Below are 14,110 nucleotides of genomic sequence, written 5' to 3'. Positions count from 1 at the left end.
ACACCGACACCGTGTTGCCCGTCGAGCCGCCGCCGACGATCGGGTGCGAGATGGCGCAGGAGTTGGTGTCGTTGGACCAGCTCGCCTGCTCGGCGAAGGTGCCGGTGCCCATCGACACGTTGGCCGCGCCGCCGGCCTGGCCGGGAGAGATCCAGGCGCACTCGTCGGAGTTCTCCTGGCCGTCGTACGAGCTGCCGGTGTGGTTCGTCCAGCCGCCCGCCGGGTTCTGGTCGGACATCATCTCGTGCCACTCGTGGCCGAGCGTCATCGTCCAGCCGTCGAGGGTGCCGGGCGAGTTGACGAAGCCGACGCCGCAGCCGGCGCCGGAGTCCATGTTGTACGGCTGGTTGCTGAAGGCCACGTCGCCGACCGACGAGGAGACGGCGCCGCCGGTGAGGGTGCTGTCACCGTTGTAGTCGTGCCAGGCGCAGTACTGGCCCTGGTAGCTGTCGGGGTTGGTGCCGTGCGGGGACAGGATGACGTAGTACGCGTCCCGGTTGAGCGCGGCCGAGGTGTTCCCGAAGTGGCTCGCGGCCTTCACGGCCTCCACGCCGAGCTGGTGGCCGGTGGCGGCGCTGGGCGAGGCGGCCGAGTTGTCGTACCACACGCCGCTGAGCACGCCGCCGCTCTGGTACGGGACGAAGTTGGCGTTCGAGGGGCAACTCGTCGCGCCGCTGGCCACGTTGGGGCCGTCGCACCACTGGGTCAGGTCGGCCGACCACAGCTCGTTGCCGGTGCCGATGCCCTTGAACATCTCCTGGGCGACGGGGGCGGCGCCGTCCGGGTCGCCGGAGAAGGTCATGTCACCGCTGCCGTTGGTGCTCTGCGTCCCCCACTGGGTGCCGTAGAAGACCAGGTAGACCTTGGAGTGGCCGCTCTGCACGCCGATGCCGTCGATGCCGCCGCCGTACGAGAGCGTCTCCGGCCCGGTCGCGGCGGGCGACGCCTGGCTCGCGGCCCAGTTCTGCATCTTGGCGTGCTGCTGAAGGGTCGGCACCACACCGTGCCGGTACGGGTGCTGGTACGCGGGGCTGTACGGGTTGGCCACGGAGTGGCCGCCCGTGTCGGAGGAGGCCGGCGCGGCCGACGCCAGGGGTGAGGCGAGGAGCAGCGCGCCTGATGCGAGGGAAGCCGCGGCGAGTCCGGTGAGGGCTACACGCGTAGCTCCGAGGAGGGTTTTGCCCATGCTGAGGGGGACCTCTCTGGGTGTGCGCCGGACGCCTTTCGGTGGGGGGCGCCGGCGGTTCGGGACAGGAGGAGCACGGCACCGCGGGCCCTGGTGCTTGAGGCGGGCCCGGCCCTCCGGCCGGTCCGCCGCGGCCGGAGGCAAGGCGGCGGGACACCTCGGAGTCGTTCCGGCCACGCGGTGTCTGCACAGAGGTGGGCACTGGCAGTCGGACCACTGCGTGTCGGCGCGCTCCGCGGCGCCTTCCGGCGGTTCCGCGGTGGGACGAGCGGAAACCCCCTTGCGGTACCGGCTTTCGGCGTTCCGGCAGGTGGGGCGTGAGGTGCTGCGAGAAGAGAAGCAGGTTGACGTGATCAGGTCAATGAGCGGGGGCCCGGCCTTTCCACAGGCTTTGCACAGTGCCACCACAGACTGGGGTGGTAGTGGGGCGAAACGCGTCACGGAGCCCCTGCCCGACGCCGACCGGGCGGCGGGCAAAGGCCCCGGGCGCGGGCGGGAGAGGAGTTCCGGAAGCGTGCAACCCCGGGGCGGGGGGCGGGAGTAGGGAGGGGTGGATGTCCGTTTCCGGGGGCCCTCGCGGTCGCCGGCGGCCGGTTCACGGGGCCCGGTGGGCCGGCCGACGCATCCGCCCGGCGAACGCGCCGGGCGGGGAACACGTAAGTGACGCAAAGGAGATACGTCCGTGGCTCTCAGCCGCATGAGGAAGGCCGCCGCTGCCGGCGCCGCCGTCGCCGCGATCGGCGGGCTGTCGTTCGGCGCCCACGCGTTCGCCGCCGGTCCGGCTTCCGGCGCCGGCGCCGCCACCGGCACGACGCCCGGGTCCGCCGTCGTCCGGCACACCGCCGTCCCGGCCCCCGCCGTCCGGCACACGACCCCCGCGGTGGTCACCCAGCCGATCGCGCACGGGCGGGTCGACGGCCTGGCCTGGTCGGTCACGCTGGAGTACCACCGCACCCTTCCCAAGGGGTACGAGCCTCCGTCCTCGCCCGGGCAGGCGAAGGCGCCCCGGCCCACCTCGCTGCTGTGCCAGCGGATGAGCGTCGGCGGGGTGCTGATCGACCACCAGGGCGGGCCCTGGGCCGACTGCGAGGGCCTGGTCGGCGCCCACGACCCGGCCGGCAACGGCGGGGAGGGCCTGTGGGGCCTGCACGAGAAGGGCACCAGCGGCACCCGTCTGTTCGTCGCCAGGCCCGACGCGGACGTCGCGTACGGGGTGCTGACCCTCTCCGACGGCACCCGGCTGACCGGGCGCACGGTCACGGTCCCGCACACCGGCTACCGTGCCTGGGCGGTGGCGATCCCCTCCGGGCGCACCATCGCCACCGTCGACCAGTACGACACCTCCCACCACCGCGTCAGCCACGAGACCGAGTGGCGCTGACGCGGTGTCACCGCGGCGGCCGGCACCGCGGTGACGGCACGTGACAGCACGTGAAAGCACGTGACATCGAGTAACGGCATGCAACGGCAACCGACAGAAGGACGGGACGCCCCCTCCGTGCAGCAGCCTGACGACCCCACCGCGGCCGGCGGACCGGACGCGGAGTTCACCCGGTTCGTCGCCGCCCGCTGGCGGGCGCTGACCCGCACCGCGTATCTGCTCACCGGCGACTTCCACGAGGCGGAGGACCTGGTGCAGACCACGCTGGCCCGGGTGTACCCGGCGTGGCGGCGGGTGCGTCCGGAGACCGCCGAGCACTATGTGCGGCGAGCTCTGGTCAACACCAACCGCAGCCGGTACCGAAGGCGCAGGGTGATCCATCTGCTGCTGCCGACGCTGCCCGACGCCTCCGCCGTGGAGCACGGCGGGGGCGTCGGGGGCGGGGGCGACCGGGACGTACTGATGCGGGCGCTGGCCGACCTGCCCGAGCGGCAGCGGGCCGTCGTGGTGCTGCGCTACTGGGAGGACCTTCCGGCCGAGGAAGTCGCGGCGACGCTCGGCTGCTCGGTCGGCACCGTGAAGAGCCAGGCGTCCCGCGCGCTGGCCAAGCTGCGGGGTCACCCCGCCCTCGCCGACCTCTCCCACCCCGCCGACCTTCCGCTGCCCAGCGGCCTTGGAGACCCGCGATGACCTTCGAGCACGACCCCGGCGAGCGGCTGCGTGCCGCGCTGACCCGCTCGGTCGGCGCGTACACCTCCCCGCCCGCCCCCGTCGAGCGCATCCTGGCGGCCGGCCGGGCCCGCAGGGCCCGCAGGCGCCGCGCCGCCGTCGTGGGCGCGGCCGTGGCGGTGGCCGCCGTGGCGGGTCTGGCCCTTCCGCTCGGCCGGCACGGCGGTCCGGCCCGCCCCCTGCCGGCCGGCCCCGGCCCCACCGCGCACCGCACCGTGCCCGCCGCCGCGGTCACGGCCGATGTGGGCCGCGGCACGGTGGACGGCAGGACCTGGTCGGTGCGCCTGGAGTACCACCCGGCCGCGGCCGCGGCCGGAGCCGGCGCGCCGGGCTCGGCCCGCGACGGTCTGCTGTGCAAGCGGATGAGCGTCGGCGGGGTGCTGATCGACCATCAGGGCGGGCCCTGGGCCGACTGCGACGTGGTGTCCGGCGCCCGCGACATCACGAACGGCGACGGCGACGAGGGCTTGTGGGGCCTGCACGAGAAGGGCACCAGCGGCCTGCGCCTGTTCGTCGCCTCCCCCGGCCCGGACGTCGCCTACGGCGTGGTGACCCTCACCGACGGCACGCAGCTCACCGGGCGCACCGTCGAGGTCGCCGCCACCGCCTACCGCGCCTGGGCGGTGGCGATCCCCTCTGGGCGCACCATCGCCGCCGTCGACCAGTACGACACCTCCCACCACCGGGTCGGCCACGAGACGGAGTGGCGCTGACCGTACTCCCGCCGACCCCGGCCCCGGCCCGGGGGAAGAGGCGCGGCCGCGGGTGCCGGCCGTTTCAGGGCAGGCAGACCAGCAGGATGCACAAGTGGTGCGGCGAAGGGCTCGGGGTCGGCGCGGTGGGCGGCGTGGTTCCGGGGGTGCCGGGAGTGCCGGGGGTGCCGGGGGTATCGGGGGTGCCCGGGGCGGAGGGCGTGCCGGTGCCGGTGCCGGTACTGGCGCCGGACGTCGGGTCATCGGCGGTTCCGGGGGCCGTGCGCCACGGGCCGGCCTGCGGTGTGCGGGCGGTGGCGGCCGGGTCGTAGGGGCCGGGCGGGGTGGACGGCGGGTGGCCGCCGCCCGCCGACGGCGAGAGGGCACCTGCGGTGCTCGGCGGCGCCTGGTGGTCCGGTGCGGTCCGGGCTGTGGCGCCGCCCGCGCTCGTGGCGGGCGCCGCGGAGGGCGGGGGCGCCGCGGGGTCCGGTGCCGAGGCGGGATGCGGCGCCCTGGCCGGGCCGGAGGCCATCGCCCCCAGCGTTATCCCGCCCCCGAGCAGCGCGAGCGCGGTCGCCGCGGCGGCGCGCCTCCTGCTGCGGCTCCAGCGCGCCAACTGCAGCCGCCGCCCGGCCCGCCCACCGTGCAACGCGGGAAGTCCCGCGTCCGCGCCTGCCGAACCCGCCCCGGCCGCGTCCTGCTCGTGCTCCTCGTACTCCTCGTGTCCCTCGTCGGGTTGCCCCCCGCCGGCCGCGGCGGCCCGTCCCCCGCCGGCCGGTGCCGCGACGCGCACGACCGCTCCCACCTCGCGTACACCCGCCCGCACGAGCGCGTCCACGTCCGGCTCCGCGACCGTGTCCACGTCTCCCGCCGGGGCCGGCTTCTCGCGGACGGCCGTCGTGGCGGCCGGGCGGCGCGCCCGGGAGGTCGTGCTGCGGGGGTCTATGTCGGGGGCGTAGGCGCCGCAACCGGGGCACACCAGCGCGCCGTTGAGGGGACGGCGGCATGAGGAGCAAGAGTCCATTCGCGGTCTTTCTGTGGCCGGCCCGCGCCGCCGGGAGGAGGACGGCGGCACGCTCACGTTCGCCCGCGACCGGGCAGCGGCGAAAACGCTAACAGTCACCTCTGGAGAGAATGCGACCCCCTTGTGTCGCTCTTGAAAAGACCGCTACCGCTTCGCGGCCTTCCGCGGTCACCGCAGAACCGCCTCGAAGCTGCGGCCGTAGGACTGCCTCGTGGCGACGTCGAGGCGGGTCCCGCCCGGTACGCGGCGGACCTCGACCCCCGGGTCGGCGCGGACGGCGCCCAGGGCGCGGCCGCGCACGACGACGGTCACCGTGTCGCGCCTCGTGGTCGGGTCGGCGACCGCCAGCGAGGTGGTGCCGTCGCCCTCCTCGCGCAGGATCACCGAGGCGGGGCCGTCCAGGACCAGGCGCTCGGCCCGGTGGGTGCCCGGGGCGAAGGCGTTGGCGGCGAGCAGGCGCAGGCCCCGGTGGGCCAGGGCCTGCAGGCGGGTGGTGTTGGCGACGACCGCGAGCGGGCCGCGGGCGTACCCGCGCAGGCGTGCCGCGGTGGCGCCGGGCACGATCGCGTACGCCATCGACGTGTGCGGGGCCCCGGCCGGGCGACCGACCGACAGGGCGAAGACCAGCTTGGTGACGGGCGTGTCCGGGTTGGCGGTGCGGACCGTGCGGCGGCTGCGGACGACCGTGTCGAGCGTGACGGTGGGCCGCTGCCCGTCGGGGAGGTCGAGCAGTACGTAGCCGATCGCGGTGCACTGGGCGGGGTCGGCGTACCGCAGCCAGGACAGCGGCGCGGTGCCGGGGCCGGACCAGGCGGTGCCGTCGCGCAGTTCCCCGTCGAGCGCGAGGGAGGCGGCGGGGTCGGCGACGCGGGTGTCGAGGGTGGTGGTCACCGGGCGGCCGGCGCCGTCGCCGACGCCCGCCGCGAGCACGGCGATCTCGTCGTCCAGGAAGAACCAGGACTTGGTGGCGTCGGCGTTGCGGTACGCGACGAAGTCGCCGGGCAGCAGCCCCGCCTGCTCGGCCGCCCACGCGGCGTCGACGGACTGCACGAACCCGGCGACGCCGTACGCGCCCAGGGCCGCGCCGCCGGAGAAGTCGTTGGTGGCGCGCGGGAAGTAGACGTAGGTGTTCTGCGACTGCGAGGACGAGGTGAAGCCGAGCGCCGGGTTGTCGTACCACGCGGTGCCGTAGAGCTGAGGCACCGACAGGCGGGTCTCCACCGGCGCGGTGACGCCGGCGAGGGCGTACGGCGAAACGGCGGTGAGATGGTCCACGCCGAACGCGCGGGTCTGGTCCTGGCCGGACAGGTAGAGGTGGTGGGCGCCCTGGCCCTGGAACCAGGGCAGCAGGTTCTCGCCGTTCATGTACTCGTACTCGCTGATCCTGGTGGAGCTGCGGGCCAGGGCGAAGGCGAAGCCGGGGCGGCGGTGGACGGTGCGGTCCATGGCCGCGAAGACGCTGTGGGAGGCGGGCGGGTTGAGGTCGCGGGCGGGGGTGGCCGGGTCGGCCATGATGTCGGCGAAGCGGACGGCGGTCACCGGGGAGACGAACGCCGCCGGGTCGGGCGGGGTCGGCGCGGCGCCGGCGGTGAACTTGGCCCAGCCGCGCAGCAGCCGGGCCCAGTCGGCGTCGGTCGCGTGGTCCGACAGATCCACCGCGGCCTCCACCACGGCGGCGGCGTCCGCGTACCCCGTGGTGGGCCTCGACACGGCCCGGCCCTTGACGGTCTCCATCATCCAGCCCTCGAACACCACCGGGGCGAAGGAGTCGCGGATCCAGCCCTGGACCACGCCGGCCGGCCCGCCGCCCCTCGCGTACGAGGTCCCCGCCAGCGTCTTGACGGTCTGGACCAGGCGGGTGAGCAGGCCGGTGCCGTACGTGCCGGTGTAGGCCACGCTCGCGTGCTGGACGAAGGACCCGTCGGCGTAGAAGCCGTCGGTGACGCCGTGCCGCGGGTGGTACGGGTCCACGGTCGCGCAGACGGTGAGCTGGTCGGCGACGGCCTTGGCGACGCGGGCGTCGTCGCCGAGCACGGCGCCCTGCAGGATCCGGTTGGCGGTGATGTCGGCGAGGTTGGCGCCGGTGTGGAAGCGGGAGTCGAGGTTCACGTCGCCGTCGGTGCCGTTGCGCAGGTAGCCGTCCATGGCGGCGACATAGGCGGCCGTCAGGTCGGGGCGGTACCCGGCCAGGGTGCCGGCCAGCAGGACCAGGGTCCTGCTGACGTGCGAGGAGATCGCGATCTCCCAGTTGAACCAGTTGCCGTAGTAGCCCTTCGACTGGTCGCCGTAAGTGCCGTCGTACAGCAGGGCCAGGGCGTCGGCGATCCGGCGCGGGAGGGCGGGGTCGCCGCGCAGGTCGGCGGTGGCGTCGCCGGGGGCGCGGGTGGCCAGGGCGGTCTCGTACAGGTACTGGAAGGACGTGGTGAGGTTGGTGTCGCTGGTGCCGAGCGGGAGTCCGCGGAACAGTTCGCCGGTCCCCGCCGCGTCCATCGCGGCGAGGTGCGACCGGGCGGCCCGGGCGATGGCGGACAGCTTGGCGGCGGCCTCGGGGCGGGCGTTGGACTCGGCGGTGCCGGCGAACACGGCCACGGTGTTGCTCATCAGGCGGGCGTGGTCGGCGGCGGAGTCGGCGGCGGGGCGGGCGGACGCGGCGCGGGCCCGCGGCGCGCCGGCCAGGGCCGGCAGGCCGGCCGCCGGGAGCGCGGAGAGCAGGGCACGGCGGGAGATCTGCACGGTACGCCTCCGAGCGGTCGGCAGAAAGCGCTTGCCGGCATTGAAGCAACCCAGGTCGCGGTTGTCACCGGTCCCGGCCGGGGGCGGCCGCCGGGAGTACCCGCCCGGAGGTCGCCGGCGAGCCGTCGAGGCGCCCTGGGTGAGGTCGCGGAAAAGGCCGGACGGGACCCGCCGTCGCCGCGTACCGTCGGTGACAAGGGCGGTGCGAGGCGGTGTTGACAGACCGTCACACGCCGTGGTTCATCGAGGTGGGAAGGTCTCGACGGTGGCGTTACGGGTGGAAGAGGGGCCGTGAAGAGCTTCAACAAGGGAATCGGCCGGGTGGAGGTGCGGCTGGCGTGGGACCCGGGCCCGCCCGGCGAACCGGACCGCGACCTGGACCTGGTGGCAGGGGTGTGCTTCGCGGCCGATCCGGCCGGCGATCCGGCGTACCTGGTGCACTTCGACAGCCGGTCGCCGGACGGCACGATCTTCCTGGACCACGACAACCGCACAGGGAAGGGGCTGGGCGCGGACGAGACCCTGACCCTGGAACTGGACCGGCTCAGCGCCGAGTACGGCCGGGTCGTGGTCGGCGTGGCCATCCAGCAGCGCGGTGGCCGGCTGGTGTTCGCCGACGTCACCAGCCCCACCGTCAAGGTCGTCGAGGGCTACAGCCAGCTCGCCGCCGTCGACTTCACGCAGGTGCCGGGGGCGACGGCCGCGACGGTCGCGGAGTTCATCCGGAACCGGTCGGGGGACTGGGAGTTCCGCCGCATGGTGCGCGGTTTCGACACGGATCCCGAGTCGTTCGCGCACGCCATGACCGCGGATCCGGCCTGATCACCGCCCGGCGTCCGGTGGCCGTCCGTCCCACGTCCGGTGGCGCCCGCCCGGCGCCCGCCCGGCGCCCGCCCGGCGTCCACCGGGCGGACACCGGACGGACACCGGCCCGATCACCGGACACCGCGGGCGCGGCTCGCGGCGCGGGTGAGGGGCCGGCCGGCGGGATGCGCCCCCTGGGCCGGCCGGCCCCCGCTTCGTGCGCGGTGCGGTTCACCCGGTCACGCCCCCTGCCGGGCGCCCGTCCTTCCGGGCGCCCCGGTCAGGCGCCCGGGCGGGTGAGCCGCTTCCCGCGTGGCCGCGGACGGCTCAGGGGTACCCGACGAGGTCCGCGACGTTGTGGCTCGGGGTGACCTGGTCGCCCGTGCCGTCGATGATGTGGTTGATGGTCCCGTCGCCGCCCAGCACGGTGGTGACCATGCTGTGGAACCTCACCGCCGAGGTGGTGGGCACCTCGATGGCGTGGCCGAGCACCACGGAGGGGTTGTCGCGCAGGTAGGCGTAGACGCCCAGCCCCCAGGCCTCGTGGGAGGTCACCGAGTTGGCCACCTTGTACGAGGCGTAGCCCAGGTCCCCGCCGCTGGTGGTCCAGCTGCCCTGGTCGGGCACGTCGTAGGGGGTCTCGCTCTGGTAGAAGTACGTGCGGCCGCCGTCGCCGTTCCAGGTGGTCTGGTACTTCTGGTAGTGCTCAACGGCCAGGCCGTACATCGTCACGTTGTCGCCGTTGACGACGAGTCCGTTCGCCGCCGGGTTGACGGTCCAGCCGACGCCGTTGCTGTGGTCGGCCCGCCACAGCCACAGGTCGTCCCCGATGACGTCGTTGCTGTTGACGACGAGCGACTGGGTGGCCTTGCCCGCGATGTCGCCGCCCACCCGGAAGAACACGTCGTGCAGGACGGTCGGGTCGGCGCTGTGGTCGGCGGTCGAGCCCGCCGGGCCGACCTGCATGAGCACCGCCGAGTTGGTGGTGTTCGCGCTGATCAGCAGGCCGGCGATGTCGATGCCGCCCACGTCGGCGGTGGTGATGGCGGTGGCGCCGTTGTCCGGTACCAAGGTGGCCAGGCCGAGGCCCAGCACCACGGTGTCGGGGCGGGTGATGTCCAGGGCCGTGGACAGGTGGTAGACGCCCGGGGTGACGATCAGGTTCTTGCCCGCGGCGAGAGCCGCGTTGATGGTCGTTGCCGTGTCGCCCGGCTTGGCGATGTAGAACTGGTCGATGGGCAGCGAGGTTCCGGGGGCGGCGCCGCCGGTCCAGTCCGGGCCCTGCACCCCCGAGCGCAGGGCGGGTACGAACACCTGCCAGCCGCCGGAGGAGTCCACGTACAGGAACGGCTTCTCGCGCATCACCGGGCTCTGCGCGACCGTGGTGTACGGGGGGTTGGGGAAGCCGGTCGCCGGGGCGCCGGTGTCCCCGACGAAGACCATGTTCCAGTTCTGCCCGGTCCAGCCGCCGTTCATGGCGGTGTCCTGGGTGAGGAACTGCTGCTGCGTACCGGAGCTGATCTGCCCGGACACGCGGGAGTCGCCGATGTAGCCGCCGCTGGACCAGTTGGTCGAGGTGCCGTGGGTGTCGTCCCACAGCTTCATGCCGCCGTGCACGTCCATCCGCCGGAACGGGTCGGCCTGGGAGACGGCCCACATGGTGCTGCCCGAGCTCGGGCTGACCGACATGTTCTCGGCGTCGCGCCAGAAGTTCTGGGTGGCGTTGCCGTCGCTGGTGTGGCCGGCGACATGGACGCCGCCGCCGGTGATCGTCACCTGGTCCGGCGACAGGCCGAGCCCGGCGACCTGCGTGTAGTAGCCGACGGGAACGTCGACGTCGTAGGTGCCGGGGGTGAACAGCAGGGCGTCGCGCTGGGTGCCGAACTCGTTGTTCTGCTGGGTGGCGTAGACCGAGTCGATCTTCGACTGGATGGCGGAAGCCGGCATCGACGGGTCGAACACCGTGACGTTGGGACCGAAGTCGGGTGTGTTCGGCGGCGGGGTGGTGCTCCCGCCTCCGGAGAGGGTGAACGACTGGGCGGCGGTGCCGTTGCACGTGTACTGCTGCAGCTGGACGCTGTCGTCGGTCGAGGCGCCGGGCACGTCGAGGCACTTGCCGCTGTTGCGGTTGACGAAGTGGTAGGCGCCGGAGGACTCGGCCACCGGCAGCCACTGCTGGTTGGCGCCGCCGCCGTAGAGCCAGAGCTGGGTCGGGGCGCCGTCGGCGGTGGAGACGTCGGTCTCGTCCCAGACCTGGTCCGGCGCCGAGGCCGCGCCGATCCGGTAGTAGCCGCTGTCGGTCGCGGTGAGCTGCCAGGACTGGGCGGTGGTGCCGTTGCAGGTGTACTGCTGGACCGCCGTGCCGTCGGCGGTGGCCGCGGCGCGGGCGTCGACGCACTTGCCGCTGCCGGCGTTGACGACGGTCGTGGGGCCGGTGGGTACGGTCGCGGCCTGCGCGCCGGACGCGGTGAGTACCGCGAGGCCGGCCGCGGCCGGCAGCAGGACGGCCGCCGTCACGGCGGCTGTGCGTCTGCGGAGGCGGCGGGGGTGGGTGGGCCTGGTGGGAACGTGGGTCACACGTGGCTCCTCGGTCGCGTTGTGGGGGGCGCGATGCGGATCGGACGCTAGGGGCCGATCCACCGGGGAGTCAATACACAGGAAAAATTAAGCCGTGAATTATTGCTGGCGCGCCGGTACCCGGACCGGGGTCGCACCCGGACCGGGGCCGCGGGCGGGCCGGTTCAGGAGTCGAGGACGTGCGTGCTCAGCAGGCCGATCAGCACCACGCCGACCACGATCCGGTAGAGCACGAAGGAGTTGAAGGAGTGCCGCTGGACGAACCGCAGCAGCCAGGCGATGGAGGCGTAGGCGACCACGAACGAGACCAGGGTCCCGGCGGCGAGCGCGGTGGCGCTCACCCCGCCGCTGGTGGCGTCCTTCAGTTCGTACAGTCCGGCTCCGGTGAGTGCCGGCAGGCCCAGGAAGAAGGACAGGCGGGTGGCGGCGACCCGGTCGAGGTCGCGGATCAGCGCGGTGGAGATGGTGGCGCCGGACCGGGAGAAGCCGGGGAAGAGCAGCGCCAGGATCTGCGAGGTGCCGACCACCATGGCGTCCCGCACCGTGACGTCGTCCTCACCGCGCTTGAAGCGGGCCATCTGCTCGGCGCACCACATCACGGCGCTGCCGACGATCAGCGAGACGGCCACGACCCACAGCGAACCGAGCGGCCCGTCGATGAGCGGCTTGGCGGCCAGGCCGACCGCCACGATGGGGAGGGTCGCGTAGATCACCCACCAGGTGAACTTGTAGTCGTGGTTGTCGCGCTGCCTCCGGTCGGTCAGGCCGCGCAGCCACGCGCCGACGAAGCGCGCGATGTCGCGGAAGAAGTAGACGAAGACGGCCGCGATGGCGCCGACCTGGATGACGGCGGTGAAGCCCACCACGGCGTCGTCGTCGACGGGTATGTTCATCAGCCCCTCGGCCATCTTCAGATGACCGGTGGAGGAGACCGGCAGGAACTCGGTCAGCCCTTCCACGACTCCGAGTACGACGGCCTGGCCGGTGCCGATGACGCTCATGGGTGTTCCCGTCCCCTGGATCCTGCCGGCGGTGGGTGCGGCCCGCCGCGCGAGGCCTTGGGCACCGTACGGACCGGGTGGCACGGCGTCGCGCCGCCCGGTCCGCCACGACTACATTCGTGTAGACGTCCGGTGTGATTTTAGAGGATCGGTTCACCCGTCCGAGTGGCGGGGCGGTGACGGTCAGGAGACGGAGAAGTCGTCCCCGTAGACCGCGCCCTGCGCGTACCAGCCGTGCAGGTAGACGGTGACGGTACCGCTGGACCCGGTGGTGAAGGGGACGGACAGCTTGGTCCACGAGGTACCCGTGGTCCAGGTGTCGGCCGAGGCCCCGCCGCTGACCCCGAGGTAGGAGTACGGCCCCTGCACCCAGGCGGTCAGGGTGTAGGAGTGGCCGGGCTGCAGGGCCACGGTCTGGTCGCACTCGCCGGTCTGCGAGGACGTCGGGGCGACGTGCAGCGCGTACGTACCGGAGTGCGCGGGCGAGCTCACCACACCGCCACCGCTCTGGCACGTCCACGGCGCCAGGCCGCCGGTCTCGAAGCCGCCGTTGACCACGCCGCCCGAGCCGCCCCCGGAGCCGGTCACGGTGAGGGTGTAGGTGCCGGAGCGGCTGCCGGAGGCGCCGGTGCCGGTGACCGTGAGGGTGTACGTCCCCGGCGCGGCGGAGGACGTGGTGGCGACCGAGAGGGTGGCGGCGGCGCCCGCGCTGACCGAGGCGGGGGCGACGGAGGCGGTGACACCCGCCGGGGCGCCGCTCACCGCGAGGGCCACGGACTGCGCGGAGCCCGAAGTGACGGCGGTGTTCACGGTCGCCGACGCGGAGCCGCCCGGTGCCACGGAGCCCGACGCCGGGGACAGCGAGAGCGAGAAATCGTTCACAGGTGTGGTCGCGCCGCCGGTGAACGGCTCGAAGGTGTGGCTGAACTGCCAGGTGCTCTGCGACACCCCGGAACAGGAGTCGGAGCCGCCGGTGCCGGGGCAGCCGCCGTTGTCGCGCTGCAGGGCCCAGAAGGAGAGGGTATTGATGCCCTTGCCCGCCGCCCAGCTCTCGACCGCCGCGGCGTCGGCGGTGGTGAAGGTCTCGGCGGCGCCGTAGTCGTCGATGCCGGGCATCTCGGTGACGCCGACCATGCCCCACAGCTGCGCGTCGCTCTTGGCCGGGTACAGCGAAGCGAGCTGGTCGTGCAGGCCCTGCGCGGCCGACTTCGTGTCGTCGGCCATCTCGTGCGCGGCTCCGTCGTAGTAGTCGAACGTCATGAGGTTGACGACGTCGACGCGGGCGCCGTTGGAGACCGCGTTCTGCAGGACCTTCAGACCGCTGCTGCCCAGACCGCCGGTGGTGGTGGGCAGGGTGTACGAGAACTGGACGGTCCGCCCGCTGCCGGCCGCCCAGTCCTCGACCATCCTGATCGCCTTGTTGCGCCGGTCGATGCCGGCGCTGTCGGTCAGCGAGTTGTCCTCGGTGTCCATGTCGATCCGGCTGATGTCGTAGGTGGTGACGACCTTCTCGTACGCGGCGGCTATGGCGCTGACGTCGGTGCAGCTGTCGGCGATCTCGGTGCCGCCGTTGTCGGCCGCGTACCCGCCGAAGGACGGGATGACGTCGCCACCGCCCGCCTTGATGGCGGAGATGTCGGCGCCGAAGCTGGAGGAGGCGATCGGCATCCCGGTGTCGCCGTTCCAGTACGGCGTGCACGAGCCCTTCGCCGGTGTCTGGAGGAACGCCATGGTCAGGTACTTGTTGCCGGAGGCGGAGGCCAGGCCGGAGAGGCTGTCCCCGTTGTACGCCTCGAAGTAGGGGGCGAAGACGTGGGAGGGCAGCGCAGTCGCGGCGTGCGCGGTGCCCGCGCCGCCCAGCAGGGCGAGCCCGGCGGAGGCGGCGGCGGTGGCGAGCCCGGTGAGCAGGGCCTGCGGACGGGCCCAGGGCCGCCTGCGGGTCCGTGGGAAGGTGCTGCGAACGCGTCCGGTCATGGACCGCGC

The 14,110-nt window shown here is 73.6% G+C and carries 9 protein-coding genes and 1 pseudogene; 4 read left to right on the top strand and 6 right to left on the bottom strand.

The annotated features are described in order from the left end of the window. Positions 1-1,186 (bottom strand): hypothetical protein (locus tag K7G61_RS27235; RefSeq protein ID WP_225849642.1); only part of this gene is annotated, 1,186 nt, incomplete at its 3' end. A gap of 682 nt (positions 1,187-1,868) precedes the next feature. Here K7G61_RS27235 and K7G61_RS27230 point away from each other — a divergent pair. The 3 genes from K7G61_RS27230 to K7G61_RS27220 all read left to right on the top strand — a co-directional run bounded on the left by K7G61_RS27230 (position 1,869) and on the right by K7G61_RS27220 (position 4,009). Further along, positions 1,869-2,567 (top strand): hypothetical protein, encoded by a 699-nt coding sequence (locus K7G61_RS27230; RefSeq protein ID WP_225849641.1) that lies wholly within the window; start codon positions 1,869-1,871, stop codon positions 2,565-2,567. 117 nt (positions 2,568-2,684) lie between these two features. Further along, positions 2,685-3,257: a SigE family RNA polymerase sigma factor gene (locus K7G61_RS27225; RefSeq protein ID WP_225849640.1), complete on the top strand. Its 573-nt coding sequence runs from the start codon at positions 2,685-2,687 to the stop codon at positions 3,255-3,257. Beyond that, the gene (locus tag K7G61_RS27220) at positions 3,254-4,009 is read left to right on the top strand and encodes a hypothetical protein (protein ID WP_225849639.1); all 756 of its coding nucleotides are present in this window, start codon (positions 3,254-3,256) and stop codon (positions 4,007-4,009) included. Before K7G61_RS27225 ends, K7G61_RS27220 begins: the two co-directional genes overlap by 4 nt. 64 nt (positions 4,010-4,073) lie before the next feature. Here the strand turns inward: K7G61_RS27220 and K7G61_RS27215 are convergent, their stop codons facing one another. Both K7G61_RS27215 and K7G61_RS27210 read right to left on the bottom strand, forming a co-directional pair. Then, positions 4,074-5,012: a hypothetical protein gene (locus K7G61_RS27215; protein ID WP_225849638.1), complete on the bottom strand. Its 939-nt coding sequence runs from the start codon at positions 5,010-5,012 to the stop codon at positions 4,074-4,076. Between the two features lie 168 nt (positions 5,013-5,180). Beyond that, positions 5,181-7,745 (bottom strand): polysaccharide lyase family 8 super-sandwich domain-containing protein, encoded by a 2,565-nt coding sequence (locus K7G61_RS27210; RefSeq protein WP_225849637.1) that lies wholly within the window; start codon positions 7,743-7,745, stop codon positions 5,181-5,183. 267 nt (positions 7,746-8,012) lie between these two features. Here K7G61_RS27210 and K7G61_RS27205 point away from each other — a divergent pair. Further along, positions 8,013-8,567: pseudogene (locus K7G61_RS27205) on the top strand (TerD family protein); the annotation flags it as partial. Between the two features lie 309 nt (positions 8,568-8,876). On the opposite strand, the gene K7G61_RS27200 reads toward K7G61_RS27205, so the two are convergent. The 3 genes from K7G61_RS27200 to K7G61_RS27190 form a co-directional block, all read right to left on the bottom strand. Beyond that, entirely contained in the window at positions 8,877-11,126 is a 2,250-nt protein-coding gene (locus tag K7G61_RS27200; protein WP_374204249.1) for an RICIN domain-containing protein, read from the bottom strand. 164 nt (positions 11,127-11,290) lie between these two features. Beyond that, a complete protein-coding gene (locus K7G61_RS27195; protein WP_225849635.1) occupies positions 11,291-12,127 on the bottom strand; it encodes an undecaprenyl-diphosphate phosphatase in 837 nt (278 codons plus the stop codon). Between the two features lie 183 nt (positions 12,128-12,310). Next, the gene (locus K7G61_RS27190) at positions 12,311-14,101 is read right to left on the bottom strand and encodes a carbohydrate binding domain-containing protein (RefSeq protein ID WP_225849634.1); all 1,791 of its coding nucleotides are present in this window, start codon (positions 14,099-14,101) and stop codon (positions 12,311-12,313) included. Between the last annotated feature and the right edge of the window lie 9 nt (positions 14,102-14,110).

Source organism: Streptomyces sp. HPF1205, from assembly GCF_020400825.1.
In the GTDB taxonomy this organism is placed as follows: domain Bacteria; phylum Actinomycetota; class Actinomycetes; order Streptomycetales; family Streptomycetaceae; genus Actinacidiphila.
Note: the sequence above shows the minus strand (reverse complement) of the source record. Positions and strands in the feature narration are given on the sequence as shown.

Coding starts and splice junctions, on each gene's coding strand:
- K7G61_RS27220 (WP_225849639.1), top strand. CDS start 3,254: ATGACCTTCGAGCACGACCCCGGCGAGCGGCTGCGTGCCGCGCTGACC.
- K7G61_RS27215 (WP_225849638.1), bottom strand. CDS start 5,012: ATGGACTCTTGCTCCTCATGCCGCCGTCCCCTCAACGGCGCGCTGGTG.
- K7G61_RS27195 (WP_225849635.1), bottom strand. CDS start 12,127: ATGAGCGTCATCGGCACCGGCCAGGCCGTCGTACTCGGAGTCGTGGAA.
- K7G61_RS27190 (WP_225849634.1), bottom strand. CDS start 14,101: ATGACCGGACGCGTTCGCAGCACCTTCCCACGGACCCGCAGGCGGCCC.